Source organism: Actinomycetes bacterium (assembly GCA_036000965.1).
Classification (GTDB): Bacteria; Actinomycetota; CALGFH01; order CALGFH01; family CALGFH01; genus DASYUT01.
Map to the genome: position 1 here is coordinate 1 of DASYUT010000128.1, position 21,972 is coordinate 21,972.

Sequence of the window (21,972 nt, forward strand, 5' to 3'; positions counted from 1 at the left end):
GGAGGCTGGCCATCACGCGGGGGAGGCTGCCGGCGCGTTGGAGGCGTCTTGGCTGAAGGTCACGTCGCGGACCCAGTGCAGCTGCTGCTGCTGGATCGTCCAGTGCCCGCGAAGGGAGCCGGCCAGATGGGCAGGGCTTGCCTTGTGGATGGTCAGGCTGGTGACGGCGTCCACGGTGACGGTGCGCCAGGTGCGGCTGCGAGCCTGGCGGACACGGCGGGTGAGGTGGATCATCGCGTGGGCGGCGTGGGGGAAGCAACGGCCGGCGATGGTCGCGACCTTCAGGGTCCGGGCCTCGACCCGCCCTTGGCCATGGTCGCGGGTGCGGTCGGTGACCGGGAGCTTGCGCCACGGCACCCCGACGAGCTGGGCGTGCAGGGTTGGCTGGTTGGCCTTGATGACCAACAGGTCGTCGGCGCCGCGGTCGATGCGGAAGCTGGCGTGGTCGCGTTGGGGTGCATCGCGTCGGCCGTGACGACCACACCGGCGAGGTCTAGGTCGGCCAGCAGCGGCTGGAACTGCGAGCGCTCCTTGGTGTGGTCCTCCACGTGGTGGTGGGCGAGCACGCAGCCGTCGGTGTGGTCCATGGCCGCCAGCAGGTGCACCGGCCGGTCATGCCCGGCCGTGCCGTCGACCGCGACCGCATGTCGGCGTCGCCGGCCCGGCGGGTGTAGCCGGTCGGCCAGCCACGCGCCGACGGTGGTGGCCACCGCGTCGCCGTCCACCCGTGCAAGCACCCGGCGGATCGTGGCCTGGCCGGGGAGGTGACAGCAGCGGGTGAGTGGGTCACGGCGGACACCGAGCGCGGCCAGGACCGGCGGGGGGCGCGTAGCGGCCCACTCGGCCGGTCGCGGCCACCGACCGGGCGCCGGCCGCCACCGCCGCGGCGCTGCTGGCGAGCACGCTGGCCAGGGTGTGCCGCAGTCCCCGCCGGTCACGCGGGTCGGGGAGCATCGCCAGCCGCGCCAGCAGGCCAGGGCACTCGCGCAGGGCAAGCAGGCGGGCATGGCCGAGGTCGGTGACGGCGGCGGGGATGGGGGATGGGAGGGCGGCAGGCACGGCGGTCCCGTCAGGGCATGAGGCGATGAGAACCGCATGATCTCGGAATCCCGTGCCTGCTTCACGTCTATCCTGTCAGACCACCCTCATCGGCCATAACGACACTTTGCCAGAGCCCTGGCCAAGCCTGTGATTGCTTCCGGCGTCCACCGGCTGAACGCGATCCTCTTCCTGCACGAGCGGCGGCAAGGTCCGCTCATGGTCTGGAGCGAGCACCGCGTCGTGGGCTGCCTCAGTCGACGTGGTCGTCGTCGGGCTCAGGGACCGTCCGGTGCCTCGGGCGGCATCGCGTCGACTCGGCCGATCCTGAAGCCACCGATGCCACCGAAGTGGGGCACGTACTTCTCGCCCGGATCGAGCACGAGCTTCTCATACGTCGGCGTCCACTGGACGATGAAGCGGCGGTCGCACGTGGAGCAGGACCACTCCTCGGCGCCCGACGGCTTGGACTCTACCAAGACCATCTCGTGCCGCCGTTGCTCAGGCTGCGGTAGGGGACCTGACGACGTGCTGCTCCTTCCTTGCGCTATGCCGTGGGCCCCTTCGATCAATGCAACAGGTCAGGCGGCACGGCTTGTAGCCAGAGTGCCCGTCGATGGCGATGTCATCAAGATGCCTTCCCGCCCCTGTCGCGGCGATCTGGGCGATCTGTCCTAGACGGGCCGGCGCAGGCGGATCTGTTCGTTGAGCGCAACCGTGGCCGGATCGGGCTCGACACCCAGCTCGCCGCGGAGCGCCTCGGCGCACGCCTGGTACTGGCGCAGCGCGAGGTGGGGTTGACCCTGGCGGCTGTAGCAGCGCATCAACCGGCGGTGGGCGTCCTCCCGGCAGGAGTCACGCTCGATGATCCGCCGGCACAGGGCGGCGCAGGAGGCGTAGCTGCCCTGGCCGAAGTAGAGCTGGCTCAGCCGGTCCAGGGTGTCGAGGTACTCGAGCCGGAGGCGCTCGCGGCTGAGCACGGACCACTCCTCGTAGGGGTCGTCGGCCAGGAAGTCCCCCTGGTACACCGAGGCGGCCAGCTCGTACTCGGCGATCGCCCCGGTCAGCTCCCCGGTCTCCTCGAGCTGCCGGCCGGAGGCAACGTGGCGCTCGAACTCGTCGATGTCGAGCCAGAGCCCGACGTCGGCGTGGAGCCGGTAGGCGCCGCCCTCGAGCACGACGACGGGCGCGTCGGCGGCGGCCCGGAGCGCACGGCGCAGGCCGTGGACGGCGACGTTCAGGCTGTTGCGGGCCGCCTCGGGCGTCGAGTCGGGCCAGAACACCTCCATCAGCACCTCGCGGGCCGGCCAGGGGGCGCGGTGGGTGAGCAGGTACTTGAGCAGGGCGCGGCCGCGGCCGCTGGGCCAGCTGGTGACCGGCACCTGGTTCAGCGTCACCCGGAGCGGGCCGAGCAGGTGGACGGTGAGGGTGGGAGCCCCCCGCCCGGCAGGGGCTGGCGGCACCGGCCCGACGCCCCCCTCATCAGCCGGGCCGACGTCCCCCTCCTCAGGTGGGAAGGACACCGCGGCGGATTGGAGCTGGGCCAGGCCCAGGAACTCTCTGGTGTGGACAGCGTCGCGCTGGGGAACGATCACGCGGCGTACCTTCGACCACCATCCGGCCGGCTCCTGCCCGGAAGGCCCCTGTCCGGGTGGGTTCTGCCCGGGCTGCTGCGTCCCAGGCGGCTCGTCCTGGACCGGCTTGAACGGCAGCGGCGTCTGCGACCAGCCGTAGGCGTCGACCAGCGTGCCCGAAACCCGGGCGGTGTCCAGGTGGCCGCGGAGTTGCATGGCCGCCTCGTGGATGGTGCCTTCGAGGGCGAGCAGGGCCGAGTAATGCCGATCCCGCTCGTGCTCCAGCTCCTGCACGCGCCGGGCCAGCCGCTCCGCCACGGCCACGACGTCGGTCAGCACCCGCTCCCCCACCCGGGAGGCGGCGGTCACGGCCCGGCCGAAGTAGGTGCGGGCATCCTCCAGGTCGCCGGTCCTCGACGCCAGCGTGCCGAGCTGCCAGGACGCCCAGGCCTGGTGCCGCGGCAGGCCGGTCCCGTCGGCCAGGGCGCTCGCGGCCAGGGCCCGGGCGCGGGCGTGGGCCAGGTCGTCCTGGCCGAGCGCGAGGGCGCTCTCAGCCAGCATGCTCCGGCAGGCGCCCTCTGGGTCGTGCCGTTTGACGAACAGGGAAGCGGCGGTGGAGAAGCGGTCCCGGGCGGCCGCGGACCGGCCGCTGGCCGCGGCGATCTCTCCGTGGTGGTAGAGCAGCCGCGGCTCGACGTTGAGCACCCGTCCCGGGAGGCGGTCGAGCCACCCCCCGAGCGTCTCCCACTGGCCGAGGTCCATGAGCCGGTCGGCCTCCCCGGCCATCACCTCGGCGGCGCGAGCGGGGTCGCCCAGCCGCAGGTAGAGCGGGATCGCGCGCTCGGTGGCCCCCATGCCGGTCAGGCGGTCGGCCGTGCGGCGGACGACCTCGCCCGAGGGGAGATGGCGCAGGGTCGGGGCCGAGCGGAGCGGCGCCCGCCACACCGTGCGGATCCGCGACCATCCGTCGGCGAGCGCCTGCAGCCACGGCCCGGGCGGGGGCGCGCCGCCGCCCAGTGCGGCGCCGGTGAGGGTCGGGTGACCGTACTCGACCTCGAGCATGAGGCCGAGGAAGCGCCGGGCCTGGGCGTCGAGCATGAAGAGCCAGGCGTCGGCCAGGTAGCGGAGCAGCTCCCCGGCGCTCCCCGCCCAGGCCAGTCGCTGCTGCACCAGCCTCGGCCCGAGCGCGGTGCACGCCGAGGCGACGGCGTCGAGCGTGGCCGCCTGCCCCCGGCAGAGCGCCGCCGCCCGCGCCGCCGCGTCGCCGGACAGCCCGGGCGCCGCCCGCTCGAGCATGGCGCGGGCGGCCGCCGGCGCGATCCGCAGGTCGCGGCTGGCCAGGCGGGCGGTCGACCCGGGGAGGGCGGCCGGTGGCAGGTCCCGATGGCTGGTGACGACGACGGCGAGCTGGGCCGGCAAGGCTGGGAGCAGGTGCCGGCCGACCAGCCCGAGGGTCGGGTGGCCGTCGTCGAGATGGTGGGCGTGCTCGAGGACCAGCGCGCCGGTGGCGGGCAGGGCCTCGGCCAGTTCCTCCGCCATCCGTGCGAACGCCGGCGGCCAGCCCGCGACGGGGCCCGGCTGCGCGCGCATGAGCTCGAGCGTGGCGCGGCCGAAGCCGGCCGAGGTGCGCTGCATGGCGGCGATCAGGGAGGCGAGGAACAGGCCCGGGTCACGGTCCTCGGGACCGAGCCGGACCCAGACCACGTCGCTCCTGCCCTGCCGCGTGAACGCGGTGGACAGGCCCTCGCTGAGCAGGTAGCCGGGTTCGGGGGTGAGCACGGTCCTCCCGCTGGCGGCCGCCTCGTCGAGGACTGGGTGCTCGGCGGCGGGACGCGGGCCGTGTGGCATGGCTGACTTGGCGACGAACGCCATGGTCCCCCCGGACCGTTCGGCAGGGCCCCGCTGCCCGGCCACCACGTAGCAGAGCGAGGTCACCTGCCACTCCACGCCTCGGTGTACCAGATGTCAACCCTTTTGCGAGCAACGCACCTTCTCGGATGATGCGAAGGCTTGGGGCGTTTGACGGCTCGCAGCGCGCCCTGGCTGCGGCGGCCTTCCCCTACGCCTGCGCCGGCGTGCGCTCGTCGCCGAACAGGCGGAGCAGCGCCTGGCCTTCCGGGGTGAGCCGGTACAGCACCCGGTAGCCCCGCCGCGTGGAGGTGACCACGCCGGCCCGGCGCAGCCGGGTGAGCTGCTGGGACACGGCCGGACCGGACACCCCGAGCCGGCGGGCGAGGTCGTCGGTGGTGACCGGCTCGACCAGGTTGCGGATGACCACGGCGCGGCTCTGCCCGACCAGCTCGGTGAGGGCGACGGCGGGCGCGGCCGCGACCCGGTCGAAGGCCCGGCCCAGCCCCCTGGGATGGTAGGCGGTCGCGGGCTGCCAGGGCCGCTCGGTGGTGACCAGCAGCCGCGGCCACGCGAAGAAGACGGGGACCAGCACCAGCCCGCGCCCCTCCGGGTACAGGTCGGCCTCGAAGCCCTTGACCACCTCCAGCACCCCGGCGCGCAGCCGCACCCGCTCGTGCAGGTCGCCGAAGAGCCCGGCCGGCCCGCTTGCGGCCAGCCGCTCGGCCCGGTGGCGCAGGTCGGCCTCGAGGATCTGCTGGATGCGCGGCCAGTGCGGCTCGACCGCGGCCGTCCAGTAGGCCCGGCAGGCGGTGGTGAGCCGGTCAAGGGCGGCCGCCGGCTCGCGCCGGTAGGCGGTGGCGAGTCGCTCGGGGACCTGCCCGCCGGACACGGCGGCCAGGTCGGCCCGGACGACCTCCTCAGGGGTTGCCCGGACCCGGTCGAGCTGGTCGTCCAGGTCGGGGCGGGGCGACTCGGGCGGCGGCACCACGAAGTCGGGCATGCCGTCGCGCAGGCGGACCAGCTCGGTGAGGGGGTCGAGGTCCAGGCCGGCAACGGCCCGGCGCGCCTCGGTGACCCAGGGGCCGTACAGGATCGGCGCCCGCCAGGCCGACAGCGCCACGACGCTGAACACCAGCTCGGCCAGGGGGCTGGTGGCCAGCCGGATCCTGCCGAGGTCGCGCTGGTCGAGATGGATGCGGATCACGGACCGACCTTACGGCGGAGGGATGGGCGTCCGGTACCGATTTAGCGGACGGCGAAGCGGCGGGCTCTCGCGGACGGCGAAGCGGTGGGCTCTCGCGGACGGCCCGGCAGCTCCGCCGGCCGGCGCGGCCGGGGGCGCGACTCCGTAAGATGCCGGGAGCTGAGCACGACCGGAGGTGCGTGATGGAGGAGCCCGGCGGGGCGGCGTTCGCCCTCGGCGCCGAGCAGGAGCGCCTCGCCACCGAGGTCCGCGCGCTGGCCAGAGACGTCCTCGCCCCCCTGGCCAGGGCCGGGGTGCCGGGCCGGGTCAACCGCAAGCTGGTGGCCGCGCTCGGCGAGCACGGCCTGCTCCCCCGCCTGTTCCCCCGCTCGGCCGGCGGCAGCGCCGCGGGCGCGTCGGCCTCCGCGCTCGAGCTGTGCCTGCTCCGGGAGGCGCTGGCCCGGGAGTCGACCGAGGCCGAGACCGCGCTCGCCCTGCAGGGTCTCGGCGCCTACCCCATCCTCACCGCCGGTCCGGAGCCGCTGGTGCGCCGCTTCGTCCCGGAGGTCGCGGCCGGCCGGGCCGTCGCCGCGTTCGCCCTGTCGGAGGCGGGGGCCGGGTCCGACGCGGGCGGGCTCGAGCTCGCGGCCGAGCGGGACGGGGACGGCTTCCGGCTCACCGGGACCAAGCTGTGGATCTCCAACGCGCCCGAGGCCGACGTCTACACGGTGTTCGCCCGCACCACTCCCGGCGCCCGGGCCCGCGGAGTCACCGCGTTTGCGGTCCCCGGTGACGCGCCCGGCCTGGGCGGCGAGCCGATCGAGCTGCTCGCCCCCCACCCGGTCGGCCGGCTCGACTTCGACGGCGTGCGCGTCGGCCCCGGCCAGGTCCTCGGCCCGGTCGACGGCGGCTTCGCCGTGGCCATGCGCACCCTTGACCTGTTCCGCCCGAGCGTCGGCGCGTTCGCAGTCGGCATGGCCCAGGCCGCCCTGGACCTGGCCGTGGCCCACGCCGCGACCAGGCGGGCGTTTGGCGCGCCGCTCAAGGACTTCCAGGCCGTGTCCCACCGGCTCGCCGAGATGGCCACCCGCACCGAGGCGGCCCGGCTGCTGGTGTACGCCGCGGCCAGCCGCTACGACAGGGCAGCCCGCAGCATGGCCGGCATGGCGGGCGGACCGGGCGACGGGGTGACCCAGGGGTCGGCCGCGGGTGGACCGGGCGACGGGGTGACTCAGGCGTCGGCCATGGCCAAGCTCTACGCGACCGAGACCGCCCAGCAGGTGATCGACGCGGCCATCCAGGTCCACGGGGCGGTCGCCCTGGAGCGCGGGCACCCGCTCGAGCACCTCTACCGGGACGTGCGCGCCACCCGCGTCTACGAGGGGACGTCGGAGATCCAGCGGGCGGTGATCGCCCGCGAGCTGTTCCGCCCGGTCACCACATAAGGAGACCTCGTGAGCCCGTTCCGTGCCTCAAACCCGTTCCGTGCCTCAAAGGAGACCCCGTGAGTCCGTTCCGTGCCTCGGCCGGGTTCACCGGGCGCTGGGACCACTTCGGCTACGCCGAGCGGGACGGCGTCGCCACGGTCACCTTCGACCGGCCCGAGCGACTCAACGCGCTCACCTTCGACACCTACGCCGACCTGCGCGACCTGCTCGCCGAGCTGCCCCACCGGGACGGCGTGCGGGTGCTGGTGATCACCGGCGCGGGCCGCGGGTTCTGCTCCGGCGGCGACGTGCACGACGTCATCGGTGCGCTGCGGGAGATGGGGCCGCGGGAGCTGCTCGACTTCACCCGCATGACCGGGGCGGTCGTGCAGCGCATGCGGGAGCTGCCCCTGCCGGTGGTCGCGGCGGTGAACGGGGTCGCCGCCGGTGCCGGGTCGGTGATCGCGCTCGCGGCCGACTTCCGGGTCCTGGCCCGGTCAGCCTCGCTGGCGTTCCTGTTCACCAGGGTCGGGCTGGCCGGTGCCGACATGGGCAGCGCCTACCTGCTGCCCCGCCTGGTCGGGCTGGCCCGGGCCACCGAGCTGCTGCTGCTCGGCGACCGGGTGGACGCCGAGCAGGCGGCCGCCATGGGGCTGGCCAGCCAGGTCGTGGACGACGCCGACCTGCCCGGGACGGCCGGCGCGCTGGCCCGGCGGCTGGCCGAGGGGCCGGCGCTGGCCTACGCGGCCACCAAGGCGCTGCTCTCCCGGGAGCTGGACATGAGCCTGGCCGCCGCGATCGAGCTGGAGGCGGTCACCCAGGCGCTGCTGATGACCTCGCAGGACCACGCCGAGTTCCACGCCGCCTTCACCGAGGGCCGGGCGCCGCGGTGGGTGGGCCGGTGACCGCCCCCGCGCCCGCCCCTGGCCCGGGCGGCACCCCGCACCCTGAGCTGCACCCTGCCTCGAGGGGCACGCCGCACCCTGAGCTGCACTCCGGCCCTGGGGGCACGCCGCACACTGGCCCTGGCGGCACGCCGCACACTGGCCCTGGCGGCACGCCGCACACTGACCCTGGCGGCACGCCGCACACTGACCCTGGCGGCACGCCGCACGCTGACCCTGGCGGCACGCCGCACGCTGACCCTGGGGGCACGCCGCACCGGATCGTGAACCCGGCCGGGCTGGCCCCGCCGGTCGGCTTCGCCCACGCGCTGGTTGCCGCGCCCGGCCGCACCGTCTACCTGGGCGGCCAGGCCGCCCAGGGGCCGGACGGGTCGATCCGGGGCGTCACCATGGTCGAGCAGTTCGACGTGGCCGCCGGCAACGTCGTGACCACCCTGGCCGCCGCCGGGGGCCGCCCCGAGCACCTGGTCACCCTGCAGATCTACGTGACCGACGCGGTCGCCTACCGGGCCGCCCTCGGCGAGCTGGGCGCGGTCTGGCGGCGCCACCTGGGCCGCCACTACCCCGCCACCGCCCTGCTCGAGGTCGCTGGACTGCTTGATCCCGCGGCGCTGGTGGAGCTGGTCGCCACGGCGGTGGTCCCGGAAGGGCCCTGACCGGCAGGACGCCTTGTGGGTGTTGGAAGCGGCCGCAGGACGCCGCCAGGGCCGCGAGGCCTCGCGTCACCCCCCGGTGGTCGGGGCCTGCGTGCTGGGAACGGTTGTCGTCGGGGCCGTGGCGCTGGGCGCTGTGGTGCTGGGAACGGTCCCCGCCAGCGCGGTCGTTGTGGCAACGCCAACCGGCGCCGTCGTGAGCGCCCATGCCGGCGATGGCGTGGCGGACGTGGCCGGAGCCCGGCGTGCCCGCGCAGCCGACCCGTCCGCCTGACCGACGACCACGCCCACGGACGTGCGTGCCCCGCGCTGTGAGTGGCGTCCCAGCAGGCTCGCAAGCGGCCGCCCGGCGGTCGCTTCGACCGCCGTGATCGCCGCGATCGCGATCGCGAAGGCGGCCACCGCGGCGACCGTGACCCGCTGCCACCGGATCGGCTGGTCGTGGGGCTCGGCGGCGTCGCCGTCACCGCCCGCCCTGCGGAGGAGCGTGCGTCGCATCCATCCGTGGGCGGACTCGAGCGAGTGGGTGTACCCGGTGGTGGCCACGGCCATGAAGACGCTCATGATGCCGGCGCCGGCGAGGGTCCCGCCGACCCCGAAGAACGATGCGACGACGGCCCCGGTGACCGCGGCAAGTGCGCCGGCAAGCAGTCTGGAAACGCGTAGCTCGTCCATGCCTTCCTCGACGATCGGGTGGGGACGGCGGCGTTGCCGCGTTTGCGCCCGGAGCGGGCCAGGACAAGGTCCAACCACAGCCTCGCGGGACCCTCACCCTAGCGATCAACTGCTCGCTCGCGCTAGGCGCCCGAGGCCCGGAGGGCAACTACACGTGCTGGGTGCCGCGGCCCATCACCGTGAGCGGCGCCCAGCGGATCCCAGAAAGTGAGCTCAAGAACGGCACCACCCGTTCGCGGTCTCCACCACAGGGCCGGTGACCCCGGTCCCCGGCGTTCCGGGTTGCGGTGGCGTTCCAGTCGCGGCGTACCTGGTCGAGCACGGTCAGCCAGCGGCATCGACACCCCTTCCCTTGCGCAACACGCTGGTAGCGTCAAGCGGCCCGGCCCAACGTAGGTACGGCGGCGCCTGTGGAATACTCGGGAACGGACCGGCCCCGCGTGACAGGACTGCACCATGACGGACATGGCGGCGACCGCCCTTGACTTCCTCGAGATCGACCGCGAGCTGTCGGAAGAGGAGCGGCTGATCCGGGACACCACCCGGCGCTTCGTCGAGCAGCAGGTCCTGCCCGAGATCGCCGCCTGGTTCGAGCACGGCGAGTTCCCCCTCGAGGTGGTCAAGGAGCTGGGCGCCCTCGGGCTGCTCGGCATGCACCTCGAGGGGTACGGCTGCGCCGGGACCAACGCGGTCAGCTACGGCCTGGCCTGCCTGGAACTCGAGGCGGGCGACTCGGGGTTCCGCAGCTTCGTGTCGGTGCAGGGGTCGCTGGCCATGTTCCCGATCTGGAAGTACGGCTCCGACGAGCAGAAGCGGGAGTGGCTGCCGCGGATGGCGGCCGGCGACGCGGTCGGCTGCTTCGGCCTGACCGAGCCCGACTTCGGCTCCGACCCGGCCGGCATGCGCACCAGCGCGCGCCGGGAGGGGTCGGACTGGGTGCTGAACGGCACCAAGATGTGGATCACCAACGGCGGCATCGCCGACGTCGCGGTGGTCTGGGCCCGGACCGGCGAGGGCGTGCGCGGCTTCCTCGTGCCCCGGGGCGCGCCCGGGTTCTCGACCCGCAACATCGAGCGCAAGCTGTCGCTGCGCGCCTCGGTCACCTCCGAGCTGGTCCTGGACGACTGCCGCCTGCCCGGCGACGCGGTCCTGCCCGGCGTCACCGGCATGCGCGGCCCGCTCTCGTGCCTGAACGAGGCCCGCTTCGGCATCGTGTGGGGCGCGATGGGCGCGGCCCGGGCGTGCTTCGCGTCCGCGCTGGAGTACGCCGGGACCCGGGTGCAGTTCGGCCGCCCGATCGCGGCCTTCCAGCTCACCCAGCAGAAGCTCGTCGACATGCTGGTCGAGCTGAACAAGGGCATGCTGCTCGCCCTGCACCTGGGGCGGGCCAAGGACGCCGGCACCCTCACCTCGCAGCAGGTCAGCCTGGGCAAGCTGAACAACGTCCGGGAGGCGCTCGAGATCGCCCGGAGCGCCCGGACGATCCTGGGCGCCAACGGCGTGACCCTTGAGTACCCGGTGATCCGGCACGCCAACAACCTCGAGTCGGTCCTCACCTACGAGGGCACCAGCGAGATCCACACGCTCGTGCTCGGTCAGGCCATCACCGGCACCGCCGCCTTCGGCTAGTGTCCCGGATCGTTGATTCGTTGCTGTTCTCAGGCGACTCCTGGTCCTCCGACCAGGAGGTTCACGGCCACGAAGATGGAGCGAATCAGTAGCTCGGGACACTAGGCGGCCGGGCCAGCAGTCGCTCCCCGCCGTCCGGTCGCCTCGCCGGGAGGAGCTCCCGCCGTCCGGTCGCCTCGCCGGGAGGAATTGATCGACAGGATCAAGGATTTCGACCGGCTAATTCCGGCGGTGCGGGAGTCGGGCTGACACGGAATCGTACGGTTGACGTCCCGCGTGGCCGGATCGGATACTGCGAACCGCACGTGTGCGCGAAGCAGGCAGTGCGGACACCCGTCTGCTCGCGCATGGGGGGGATTCCTTGTGGTCGCGCGCGGTGATCCGCAGCCCGAATTGCGCGCGACCGTCGCTCGCCGGTCAGCCGCGAATCCACGAGGGGAGTCCCACCCATGCGGCCGATGCTTCATGCAGGACACCGACGACCCAGGGCGGGGGCCGCCGTCTCCGCTCTGGCGGTCCTGACGCTGCTGTTCGTCCTGCTCACTCCGCTCGCGGCCGGGGCAGCGCCCACCCTGCCTGACGGGTTCAGCGACGAGGTCGCCTTCACCGGCCTGACCAACCCGGTCAACGTCGAGTTCGCCAGCGGCAAGGTCTACGTCGCGGAGAAGGGCGGCGAGATCAAGGTCTTCGACGGCCTCACCGACACCACCCCGGACACCCTCGGCACCGGCCTGGAACCCCAGGTCCACAACTTCTGGGACCGGGGCATGCTCGGCATGGCCGTCGACCCGCAGTTCCCGGCCCGGCCCTACATCTACGTCCTCTACACCTACGACCACATCCTCGGCGACCCCAACCCGGCGCCCAGGTGGGGCGACCAGTGCCCCAACCCGCCGGGCGCCACCGACCAGGGCTGCGTCGTGAGCGGGAGGCTGACCCGCCTGACCGTGGACGCGACCGGCAAGGCCATGGTCCCGGGTAGCACCAGGGTGCTCATCGAGGACTGGTGCCAGCAGTTCCCGAGCCACTCCGTCGGCGACCTCGCCTTCGGCCCTGACGGCGCCCTCTACGTCAGCGGCGGCGAGGGCGCCAGCTTCAACTACGCCGACCACGGCCAGACCGGCAACGCCTGCGGTGACCCCATGGGCGACCCGGGCATCGCCGACGACGAGGGTGGCGCGCTCCGCTCCCAGGACACTCGCACCACCGGCGACCCGGTCACCCTGGACGGCACGGTCATCCGCATCGACCCAGCCACGCTGGCCGACCTGCCGGCCGGCACCCCGGCGCTGACCGACAACGCCAGCCGCATCGTCGCCAACGGCATGCGCAACCCGTTCCGGTTCGCGGTCCGGCCCGGCAGCGACGAGGTCTGGGTCGGCGACGTGGGCTGGAGCACCTGGGAAGAGGTCAACCGCATCCAGCCCGGCGCCCCGGTCGAGAACTTCGGCTGGCCCTGCTACGAAGGCAACGCCGTCCAGTACATCGGCTTCAACATCTGCGCCAACCTTGGCGCCGGCGCCGTGACCGGGCCCGTGTACACCTACCGGCACGGCGCCGACATGACGGTCAATACCGGGCCCGGCGGCGTGCCGGCTGGCAGGTGCAACGGCGGCGGGTCGGCCATCGCCGGGCTTGCCTTCGGCGACCCCACCGGCACCTACCCGGACCGCTACGACGGCGCGCTGTTCTTCGCCGACCACACCCGCGGCTGCATCGCGGCCATGCTGAAGGGCGGCAACGGCCTGCCCGACCCGGCCACGACCGAGCTGTTCGCCTCCGGCGCGAGCGGGATCGTCGACGTCAAGCTCGGCCCGGACAAGAACCTGTACTGGGCCGACCTGTTCGGCGGGATCCACCGCATCAGCTTCACGACGGGCAACCAGCAGCCGGTCGCGGCCATCACCGCCAACCCGACCAGCGGGCCGGCCCCGCTCACGGTGAGCTTCAGCGGCACCGGGTCGAGCGACCCCGACCCGGGCGACACCCTCACCTACTCCTGGGACCTGAACGGCGACGGGGCCTTTGGCGACTCGACCAGCCCCACGCCGACGTTCACCTACACGGCGGTCGGCGCCTACACCGTGAGGCTGCGGGTGACCGACAACCACGGCCTGGCCAGCGATCCGGCCACGGCGACGATCACCGCGGGCAACTCCCCGCCGGTCGCCACCATCGACAGCCCGGCCGCGACCCTCACGTGGAAGGTCGGCGACCAGATCAACTTCTCCGGGCACGCCACCGACCCGCAGGACGGCAACCTGCCAGCCGCCAAGCTGAGCTGGTCGCTGCTGCTGCACCACTGCTTCACGCCCACCGACTGCCACACCCACCTGATCCAGGACTTCCCCGAGGTCGCCAGCGGCTCGTTCTCCGCGCCCGACCACGAGTACCCGTCCTGGCTGGAGCTGAAGCTCACCGCAACCGACTCCGGCGGGCTGACCGACACCAAGAGCGTGCGCGTCGACCCGCAGACGGTCGACCTCACCTTCAAGTCGAGCCCGACCGGCCTGAAGCTCAAGGTGGGCGCGACCGAGAGCACCGCCGAGTTCACCCGCACGGTGATCGTCGGCTCGCGCAACACGATCAACGCGCTGACCCCCCAGACCCTCAGCGGCGCCAGCTACGAGTTCACCTCCTGGTCCGACGGGGGCCCAGCCCAGCATGAGATCACCGCGCCGGCCACCCCGGCGACCTACACCGCCACCTACACGGCCGTCCCGGCCAGCTGCCCGACCGGGCAGTGGAAGGCGGTCTACTTCGCCAACCAGACCCTCACCGGCCCCTCTACCACCGAGCGCTGCGAGGCCGACATCAACTACGACTGGGGCACCGGGAGCCCGCCAGGCACCGGCGTGGGCCCCGACAACTTCTCGGTCCGCTGGGTGAAGTCCCAGATGTTCACGGCCGGCGCCTACACGTTCACCGCCACCGCCGACGACGGGGTGCGGGTCTACCTCGACGGCGCGCTCGTGATCGACCGGTGGAAGGACCAGGCGCCCACCACCTACAAGGTCACCAGGGCGGTCGCCGCCGGCGCCCACGAGCTCAAGGTCGAGTACTACGAGCACGGCGGGGGGGCGGTGGCCAGGTTCAGCGTCGCCGCGGGCTGCCCGACCGGGCAGTACCAGGCCAGCTACTTCGCGAACAAGACGCTCACCGCGCCCGCGGCCACGGTCCGCTGCGAGACCGCCATCAACAACGACTGGGGCTCGGGCAGCCCGCCAGGCACCGGCGTGGGCCCCGACAACTTCTCGGTCCGCTGGGTCGGGACGAGGACGTTCACGGCCGGCACCTACACGTTCACCGCCACCGGTGACGACGGCGTGCGCGTCTGGGTCGACGGCGTCCTGCTCATCGACCAGTGGAAGGACCAGGCCGCCACGAGCTACAGGGCCAGCAGGACGCTCGCCGCCGGCGCCCACCAGCTCAAGATGGAGTACTACGAGCACGGCGGGTACGCGGTGGCCAAGCTCGGCGTCGCCCTCACGTCCTGCCCGCTCGGGCAGTACCTGGCCAGCTACTACCCCAACTCGACCCTGGCCGGCTCGGCCACCACCGTCCGCTGCGAGACCGCCATCAACAACAACTGGGGCTCGGGCAGCCCGCCGGGCACCGGCGTGGGCCCCGACCGCTTCTCGGTCCGCTGGGTCGGCACCAGGAGCTTCGCGGCCGGCACCTCCACCTTCACGGTCACCGCTGACGACGGCGTCCGCCTGTACGTCGACGGCGTGCTGATCATCGACCGGTGGAAGGACCAGGCGCCCACCACCTACACGGCCACCCGGACCATGACCGCCGGGAACCACCAGGTGAGGATGGAGTACTACGAGAACGCCGGAGGCGCGGTGGCACGGCTCACCATCACCCCGTAGGCGAGCGACGCAAGTGGCCGGGCACCGGCGTCGGCGCCCGGCCCTCGCCGTGCGGGGTCGGGCGCGCGGCCCTTTGCCGTGGCGGGCCGGGCGGTCGGGCCTTCGCCGTGGGGGGTCAGGCGGCGGTCGGGACCAGGGCGAGCACCCGGCAGGGGCTGCCCGAGCCGCCCACGATCTTCAGGGGCGCGGCGATGACCACCGCGCCGGTCACCGGCAGCCGGGCCAGGTTGGCGAGTTGGGTGAGCCCGTACTTGCCCGCCCCGAGCAGGAAGCTGTGGCACGGGAAGGGCGGGTCGAAGCTGTGCGCGGCGCCCGCGTCGGTGCCGACCGTCTCCACCCCGAGCCCGAGGATGGGCCGCTCCTCGGCCAGCCAGCGGGCGCAGTCGGCCGCGATCCCAGGGGTGTGCGGCCCGCGCTCGTCGGCGTTGAGGAACGCCGCCTCGTCGTGGGCGCGGGCGTCCCAGCCGGTGCGGTACAGCAGCCAGCCGCCCGCCGGCAGCGGGCCGTGCTCGGCCTCGAACGCCTCCACCTGGTCGATGGTGAGCAGGTGGTCGGGGTCCTTGGCCGCCTCAGCCGACTTGTCGATCACCACCGCCGGGCCGACCAGCCGGCCGGCCGGGACCTGGGCGACGTCGTCGCCGTCGCGCGCGGTGACCCAGTGGACCGGCGCGTCGAAGTGGGTGCCGGTGTGCTCCCCGCCCTCGAACGCGTTCCAGTACCAGGCCGGTCCGCGCTCGTCGTAGCGGCTCAGCTCCCGGAGCCGGAACGCCGGGGTGTTGGCGAACGGCTCGGGCAGGCGCAGCAGCGGCGTCGCCTCCGACAGCGGCTGGGTCAGGTCGACGACCTCGACCTGACCGGAGGCGAGTGCGCGGGCGAGATCGGCGAGCACGGTCATGGTGGCGGACCTCCGGGTCGGGCGGGCAAGGCGCGGGCGGGCAAGGCGCGGGCGGGGGTCAGCCGGGGGCAGGGGTCAGTCGGGGGCGGGGGCTGGGCGCAGGGCGCGCTGGAACTCGAAGCGGTTCTCGAGCAGGTGGAGGTCCATGTGGAAGCTGGCCGGACCGACCGCCTCGACCTTGGCCACGACGCAGGTCAGCTCGGGCGCGTCGATCGCGGCGGTGGCGGCGGCGGTGAACTCGTCCAGGCCGGTGACGGTGCGGGCGCTGCCGATACCGGCGGCCCGGGCGATGCCGGCCAGGTCCGAGCCGGTCGAGGTGGCGGTCGGGAACCCGCCCACCGACAGCAGGCTCTCGTTGTCGAACACCAGGTGGGTGAGGTTGGGCGGCGCGTAGCGGGCCAGGGTGGTGAGGCCGCCGAGGTTCATGAGCACCGACCCGTCCCCGTCGATCACCACCACCCGGCGGTCGGGCTGGGCGAGCGCCACCCCCAGCCCCACCGAGGAGGCCAGCCCCATCGCGTGCTCGAGGTAGAAGAAGTTGGCACGGTGCCCGAGCGAGTAGAGCTCGACCGCGACCGCGCCCATGATCGTGACGACCGCGCACTCGGCCAGCCGGTCGTACACGGCGGCCAGGCAGTCGATCCGCTTCACCGGGGCACCCCTGCGGGGGTCCCCGGACCCCTCCTAGCGGTCCGGGGCACCCTTGCGGGGTTCCCCGGACCCCTCCGGCCGCTCACGCCAGGGCCTCCCACATGAGGTCGCGGGTGAGCAGCAGCGCGACCGGCGAGAGCGACGCCTGGGCGAGGGTCATGCCCCGGGCCACCTGGAGCTGGACCTGGCCCGGGTCGCGCAGCTCGTCGGTGACGATGCCGAGCGCGTCGAGCACCGGCCGGGTCGCCTTGCCGCCCTGCGTCTGCCAGGGGTCGGGCTCGCCGAGGTGGCCCCGGTCGCTGATCAGCATGAGCAGCGGGATCTTGTAGAGCTGGGCGAGGGAGACGATCCCGTTCACCGACTGCAGGAACCCGTGGTTCTGCATGAGCATGGCCGACTTCTTGCCGGCCAGGTGGGCGCCGGCCGAGATGCCCACGCCCTCCTCCTCCTTGGCCAGCCGCACCAGGATCATGTCCGGGTCGTCCTCGGCGAGCCGGATCAGGTGGACGAGCCAGGTCTCGGGCAGCGCGCTGACCACCTCCACCCCGGCCGCGAGGAGGGCGTCGTACACGAGCTTGGAGCTCCGCTCGGAGACCGGCATGCTCCACCCTCCCCAGCTCGTCGCCCGGCGCGGGCGATCACCCGGCCGCAAGCATACGGCCGGGTCGGGCCCTGGTGCAGCGGCGGGCGGCCGCCCCGGTCAGGCCTGCCCGGTGGGGCGCGCCCCGGAGGAGCCGGCCACGAGCCGGCCGCCCTGGACGAGCACGATCCAGTCGACGCTCAGCCGGTCCGGGTCGAAGTCCTCGAAGCTGATGGCGACCTGGTCGCCCTCGTTGAGGTCGCCCCCGGCCCACCGGTAGGTGCGCGTGGCCCGGTGGGTGGTGGTCACCGGGCCGGCCGGGAGCTGCTCGTAGGGCCCGGAGGGGCAGCCGAGCAGCTCGTAGTACTGCGCGCCGGCGCTGTCGATGGGCCCCGGGTCCGGGGCCAGCTCCACGCTCTCCCGGAGCACCTCCCGCTCGCCGCCGCCGGGCTGGCGCAGCTTCGGGGTGTGCTGCGGCGCGTGCCACCAGATGACGCTGCCCACCTGCGGGGGGGCCATCGCCTCGTCCCAGGTGCTGGCGTCGGTGCGCAGCGGCGGCGGCGTCACCGCGACGATCAGCTGGGTCGCGGCGGTGGTGGGGTCGTAGCCGCCCCCTCCGCCCCCGCCGGCGGCAGCAGCGGGCCGCTCGGCTGAGACGGCCAGCTCGAACTCGATACCATCCACACAGGCCTGCTTGACTTCGATGCCCAGGCCGCTCGTCCACTGGACGGGCATGCTCGCTCACCTCCACGGGTCGGTCCGGGTAGGGATGTTCACGCGGACCGTCGGCCTCTACTACGCACCACCGCCACCCACTGACAAATAGGGACAACTGCGTAGATCGGACAGCTTTCATGAACGGGACGGGAGCCTCCCTCCACGTGGCGCCCGCCGGCGCCCGGGGAGCCCGAGCCCCGAGGAGGACCTCGTGAGCTTGGCATGGCGCTCGTTCGTGCCCGACTACGTCGTGCGGACCCTGCTCGACAACCCGGACGAGCTGCCCCTGGCCCGCACCGACCGGGTCGACTGCGTGGTGCTGTTCGCCGACATCGCCGGGTTCACCACCATGAGCGAGGCGCTCGCCCGGGTCGGCCGGTACGGCACCGAGCAGCTCACCGGCATCCTCAACGGCTACTTCGGGTCGATGATCGAGCGCGTCTCCCGGTACGGCGGGAGCGTGGCGAAGTTCGCCGGCGACGCGATCACCGCCCTGTTCGTCTACGACCGGCGCAGCCGCCGGGCGACGGTGCGGCGGGCGATCCGGTGCGCGCTGGACATGCAGGCGGCCATGGCCGGGTTCGAGGTCGTCGACACCAGAGCCGGCAGGTTCGGCCTGGCGATGCGGGCGGGGCTCGCGGCCGGTCCGGTGCTGCCCACGATCATGGGCGACCCCGCCATCCGGCTCGAGTACGTGCTCGCGGGCCAGGCCCTGGACCGGGCCGCCGCAGCCGAGCGCCACGCCGCCGAGGGCGAGGTCGTCGTGGACGGCGGGCTGGTCGAGGACGACCTCGGCGTCCGGGTCGTGGACCGGCGCGGCGACTGCCACCTCGTGGGCGACCTGACCCGGCGGGTGCCGCCCCGCCCGCTGCAGGCCGTCGACGGGGTCCCCACGGCCCGCCTGGTGCCGTTCCTGCACCCCGACATCGCCGAACGCCTGCGGGCCGGGAGGCGGGGCCTGGTGAACGAGCACCGCAAGGTCACCGTCGCCTTCGTCGGGCTCCCCGACCTGGCCGACGACGACCCGGCGGCCGTGGCCCGCCTGCAGCGCTACATGGCCGCGGCCGTGCGCAGCATCGACCGCTACAAGGGCCACCTCCGCCAGGTCGACACCGGCGACAAGGGGAGCCTGCTGGTGGCGCTGTTCGGCGCGCCCGTCAGCCACGAGGACGACGAGGAGCGCGCGGTGCGCTGCTGCCTGGAGCTGCTCGGGCTGCCGGACGGGGCGGTGGCCGCCGGGGTCACGACAGGCCACGCCTACTGCGGCGAGGTCGGCTCCGACACCCGGCGCGAGTACGCCGCCATCGGCCACTCGGTGAACCTGGCCGCGCGGCTGCTGGAGGCCGCGCGGCCCGGCCAGCTCCTCGTCGACGCTGCGACCCACGAGCGGGTGGCCGAGACGGCCATCCAGGACCGCCTCGAGCCGGTCACGGTGAAGGGCAAGGCCAGTACGATCGACGTCTGGGCGGTCCGGGCGGTGCGCGACCGGGTCGAGCCCATGGCCCGGCCGTCGGGGTCGGTGGCGCGCCTGGTGGGCCGGGCGGCGGAGGTCGCCGCGGCCCGGGCCCTGGTCGAGCGGGCGCTCGCCGGCAGCGGGCAGGTCGTCGGCCTCACCGGCGAGGCCGGGATCGGCAAGTCCCGGCTCGGCGCCGAGGTCGTCCGCATCGCCGCCAGGCTCGGGTTCGCCGCCTACGGCGGCGCCTGCCGCTCCCATGGCACGACAACGAGCTACCTGGTCTGGCGCTCGATCTGGAGCGGCCTGCTGGAGCTCGACACCTCGCTGCCCATCGCCGAGCAGCAGGCGCGGCTCGCCGCCTGGATCGCCCGGCGCGACAGCGGCTCGCCCCAGCGCGCGCCGCTGCTGGCGCCGGTGGTGAACCTGCCCATGGCCGACAGCGAGCTGACCGCCTCGCTGGACCCGCAGCTCCGCGACGAGCTGCTGCGGTCGCTGCTGCTCGGCTGTTTGCGCGGCCGCGCCCGCGCCGGACCGCTCGTGCTGGTCCTCGAGGACTGCCACTGGATCGACCCGGCGTCGCTGACCCTGCTCGAGTTCCTGGCCAGGAACGTCGCCGACCTGCCGGTGCTGGTCGTCGCGGTCGCCCGCGCCACCGCCTCCGGCCCGTCCCCGCTCGCGCGGCTGGCCCGGCTGCCCCACTTCACGAACCTGCGCGTGGCCGAGCTGCCCGCCACCGACGCCGAGCGGCTGGTCGGCCGGCAGCTCCACCGCCGCTACGGACCAGGTGCCGTCCTCGCGCGTGAGATCGTCCGCGGGATCGTCGCCCGGGGCGAGGGCAACCCGTTCTACCTGGAGGAGCTGGTCAGCTTCGTCCACGCCCGGGGCGTCGACCCGCGCGACGCCCGCACCTTCGCCATCCTCGACCTGCCCGACGGTCTGCACCGCCTGGTGATGGCCCGGATCGACCAGCTCAGCGAAGCCGAGAAGGCCATCATCAAGGTCGCCAGCGTGATCGGGCGCTGGTTCCGGGCGGGCTGGATCTCGGGGGGCTACCCGGCAGCCGGCCGGCCCCACGAGGTCACTCGGCACCTGGAGCGCCTCGGCGAGCTCGACCTGACCCCGCGGCGCGCGGCTGAGCCAGAGCCCGAGTACGGGTTCAAGCACGCCATCATCCAGGAGGTCGCCTACCAGAGCCTCACCTTCCAGATGCGCGAGCGGCTCCACGAGCGCGTCGGCGAGTTCGTGGAGGCGGCCTACCCGGACCGGCTGGCCCAGTTCGTCGACGTGCTCGCCCACCACTACGGCCACACGCGGCGGGTGGACAAGCAGCGGCGGTGGTTCCGGGCCGCCGGCGACGCGGCCAAGGCCGCCTTCGCCAACGAGGCGGCCGTGGAGTACTACCAGCGCCTGCTCCCGCTCCTCCCCGAGCACGAGACCGGTGCGGTGCTGGTCGAGCTCGGCGCGGTGTGGCAGCTCACCGGCAGGTGGGTGGAGGCCGAGAGCGCCTACCGGCGCGCGATGCGGGCCGCCGAGCGGGCCGGGGACCGCACCGTGCTGGCCGCCAGCCAGCGCGAGCTGGGCGACCTGTTCATGTACACCCACTCCTACGAGGAGGCGGCCCGCTGGCTCACGGGAGCGGTCAACGAGTTCGAGCGGCTCGGTGACCGGCAGGGGCTGTCGCGGGCGCTCGACCGGCTGGCGTACACGCTCATCCACCAGAGCGCCTACGACCAGGCGCTGGCCGTGGCCGGGCGCCAGCTCGCCATCGCCAGGCAGGCCGGGGACCTGGCCGGGGTCAGCGTCGCCCTCAACCACATGGGCCTGGTGCGCTGGAACACCGGGGAGCCCGGGCTGGCGCTGGAGCTCCTGGAGGAGGCCCTGGACGCCGCGACCGTCGCCGGCGACCGTCGCGGCCTGATCCACGCGGCCAACAACCTCGCGTCGGTCCACTTCGCCCGGGGCGACCACGTCCATGCCGTGGCCTGCTGGCTGCGCGCGCTGGCCACCGCCGAGGAGATCGGCTACCGGCAGACCGCCGCCGTCGTCATCGGCAACCTGGGCGAGGTCTACCTGCTCCAGGGCGACCACCCCCGCGCCACCAGCTGCTTCGCCCACGCGTTCGGGGTCGCCGCCGAGCTGGGCGACTGGACCAGCATGGCCAACCGGATGGCGAGCCTGGCCGCGGCCGCGGCCTCCGAGGGGCGCGAGCACGACGCCCGGCGGCTGTTCGCCCGCGCGACGGCGCTCGCCCGCATGCTCGACGCCTCCTTCTACCTCTGCTACTGCCTGCACCACCACGCCCGCCTGCACGCACGGCGGGGACGGCTGCGGCGGGCGGAGCGGCTGAACCAGGAGGCGCTGCAGATCGCCAGCCGCGGCAACAACCGCGACATCCAGCTGCGGGCCTGCCTGCTGGCATGGCGCCTCGAGGTCGCCCTCGGACGCACCCACCCGCGGGCGGCCGTGCGGCAGCTCCGGGTCCTGGAGCCGTCCTGGACCGAGCCGCACCAGCGGGCCGCCCTGCTCGACACGGTCTGGCGGCTCGACCCGACCCAGGAGGCCGCGGCCCGCGCCGAAGCCGCCGACCTGTACCGCGGCCTGTACGAGCAGGCGCCGGTCCTCGAGTACCGGCACGCCTACGAGCGGCTGACCGGGCTGCGGCTGACCAGCCCAGACCCGGGGCTCCCGCCGCTCCCGGACACCGTCAGGGACGCGGCCGTCGACGTCGACGCGCTGCTGCGCCAGACCGACCTGGCCGCCGGCCAGCTCGGCGCCGCCTGACCCAGCACCCGGGTCGAGTGCCCACAGCACGTGCTCCCGGCCTCCTGCCCGCCCGGCGTGCTGGCACGCGACGCCGATGCCC

Annotated in this window: 16 protein-coding genes; 6 read left to right on the forward strand and 10 right to left on the reverse strand. The window is 73.9% G+C overall.

Annotated features, from left to right (window positions below; all coding sequences use genetic code 11):
• Positions 1-12: 12 nt before the first annotated feature.
• The 5 genes from VG276_10980 to VG276_11000 all read right to left on the reverse strand — a co-directional run bounded on the left by VG276_10980 (position 13) and on the right by VG276_11000 (position 5,667).
• Positions 13-405, reverse strand: coding sequence for a hypothetical protein (locus tag VG276_10980; protein HEV8649900.1), 393 nt, complete (start codon positions 403-405; stop codon positions 13-15).
• A 381-nt stretch (positions 406-786) separates the two neighbouring features.
• Positions 787-1,059 (reverse strand): transposase family protein, encoded by a 273-nt coding sequence (locus tag VG276_10985; GenBank protein HEV8649901.1) that lies wholly within the window; start codon positions 1,057-1,059, stop codon positions 787-789.
• A 257-nt stretch (positions 1,060-1,316) separates the two neighbouring features.
• Complete coding sequence (locus VG276_10990) at positions 1,317-1,517, reverse strand: hypothetical protein (GenBank protein ID HEV8649902.1); 201 nt, start codon at positions 1,515-1,517, stop codon at positions 1,317-1,319.
• A gap of 195 nt (positions 1,518-1,712) precedes the next feature.
• Positions 1,713-4,547 (reverse strand): BTAD domain-containing putative transcriptional regulator, encoded by a 2,835-nt coding sequence (locus tag VG276_10995; GenBank protein ID HEV8649903.1) that lies wholly within the window; start codon positions 4,545-4,547, stop codon positions 1,713-1,715.
• Between the two features lie 124 nt (positions 4,548-4,671).
• Complete coding sequence (locus VG276_11000; GenBank protein ID HEV8649904.1) at positions 4,672-5,667, reverse strand: DUF5937 family protein; 996 nt, start codon at positions 5,665-5,667, stop codon at positions 4,672-4,674.
• A 182-nt stretch (positions 5,668-5,849) separates the two neighbouring features.
• Here VG276_11000 and VG276_11005 point away from each other — a divergent pair, with 182 nt between their 5' ends.
• From VG276_11005 to VG276_11015, 3 genes are read left to right on the forward strand one after another with little or no spacing between them, the layout of a single operon-like run.
• Positions 5,850-7,091 carry an acyl-CoA dehydrogenase family protein gene (locus VG276_11005; protein HEV8649905.1) on the forward strand — a complete coding sequence of 414 codons (1,242 nt, stop codon included), beginning with the start codon at positions 5,850-5,852 and terminating at the stop codon, positions 7,089-7,091.
• A gap of 59 nt (positions 7,092-7,150) precedes the next feature.
• Entirely contained in the window at positions 7,151-7,978 is an 828-nt protein-coding gene (locus tag VG276_11010; GenBank protein ID HEV8649906.1) for an enoyl-CoA hydratase family protein, read from the forward strand.
• Complete coding sequence (locus VG276_11015; protein HEV8649907.1) at positions 7,975-8,634, forward strand: RidA family protein; 660 nt, start codon at positions 7,975-7,977, stop codon at positions 8,632-8,634. The genes VG276_11010 and VG276_11015 overlap by 4 nt, the downstream gene beginning before the upstream one ends.
• A 66-nt stretch (positions 8,635-8,700) precedes the next feature.
• Here the strand turns inward: VG276_11015 and VG276_11020 are convergent, their stop codons facing one another.
• A complete protein-coding gene (locus VG276_11020) occupies positions 8,701-9,306 on the reverse strand; it encodes a hypothetical protein (protein HEV8649908.1) in 606 nt (201 codons plus the stop codon).
• A 465-nt stretch (positions 9,307-9,771) separates the two neighbouring features.
• Between VG276_11020 and VG276_11025 the strand changes: the two genes are divergently transcribed.
• Positions 9,772-10,935, forward strand: a complete 1,164-nt coding sequence (locus VG276_11025; protein HEV8649909.1) for an acyl-CoA dehydrogenase family protein — start codon at positions 9,772-9,774, stop codon at positions 10,933-10,935.
• Positions 10,936-11,384: 449 nt separating this feature from the next.
• A complete protein-coding gene (locus tag VG276_11030) occupies positions 11,385-14,810 on the forward strand; it encodes a PA14 domain-containing protein (protein HEV8649910.1) in 3,426 nt (1,141 codons plus the stop codon).
• Positions 14,811-14,925: 115 nt separating this feature from the next.
• Here the strand turns inward: VG276_11030 and VG276_11035 are convergent, their stop codons facing one another.
• From VG276_11035 to VG276_11050, 4 genes are all read right to left on the reverse strand, one after another.
• Positions 14,926-15,705 (reverse strand): cyclase family protein, encoded by a 780-nt coding sequence (locus VG276_11035; protein ID HEV8649911.1) that lies wholly within the window; start codon positions 15,703-15,705, stop codon positions 14,926-14,928.
• A 75-nt stretch (positions 15,706-15,780) separates the two neighbouring features.
• Entirely contained in the window at positions 15,781-16,356 is a 576-nt protein-coding gene (locus tag VG276_11040; protein ID HEV8649912.1) for a thiamine pyrophosphate-dependent enzyme, read from the reverse strand.
• Between the two features lie 82 nt (positions 16,357-16,438).
• Complete coding sequence (locus VG276_11045) at positions 16,439-16,957, reverse strand: thiamine pyrophosphate-binding protein (protein HEV8649913.1); 519 nt, start codon at positions 16,955-16,957, stop codon at positions 16,439-16,441.
• A 99-nt stretch (positions 16,958-17,056) separates the two neighbouring features.
• Positions 17,057-17,671: a hypothetical protein gene (locus VG276_11050; GenBank protein ID HEV8649914.1), complete on the reverse strand. Its 615-nt coding sequence runs from the start codon at positions 17,669-17,671 to the stop codon at positions 17,057-17,059.
• Positions 17,672-17,864: 193 nt separating this feature from the next.
• Between VG276_11050 and VG276_11055 the strand changes: the two genes are divergently transcribed.
• The gene (locus VG276_11055) at positions 17,865-21,890 is read left to right on the forward strand and encodes a tetratricopeptide repeat protein (protein HEV8649915.1); all 4,026 of its coding nucleotides are present in this window, start codon (positions 17,865-17,867) and stop codon (positions 21,888-21,890) included.
• Positions 21,891-21,972: the final 82 nt, after the last annotated feature.

Coding starts and splice junctions, on each gene's coding strand:
- VG276_11035 (HEV8649911.1), bottom strand. CDS start 15,705: ATGACCGTGCTCGCCGATCTCGCCCGCGCACTCGCCTCCGGTCAGGTC.
- VG276_11045 (HEV8649913.1), bottom strand. CDS start 16,957: ATGCCGGTCTCCGAGCGGAGCTCCAAGCTCGTGTACGACGCCCTCCTC.
- VG276_11030 (HEV8649910.1), top strand. CDS start 11,385: ATGCGGCCGATGCTTCATGCAGGACACCGACGACCCAGGGCGGGGGCC.
- VG276_11020 (HEV8649908.1), bottom strand. CDS start 9,306: ATGGACGAGCTACGCGTTTCCAGACTGCTTGCCGGCGCACTTGCCGCG.
- VG276_11050 (HEV8649914.1), bottom strand. CDS start 17,671: ATGCCCGTCCAGTGGACGAGCGGCCTGGGCATCGAAGTCAAGCAGGCC.
- VG276_11025 (HEV8649909.1), top strand. CDS start 9,772: ATGGCGGCGACCGCCCTTGACTTCCTCGAGATCGACCGCGAGCTGTCG.
- VG276_11005 (HEV8649905.1), top strand. CDS start 5,850: ATGGAGGAGCCCGGCGGGGCGGCGTTCGCCCTCGGCGCCGAGCAGGAG.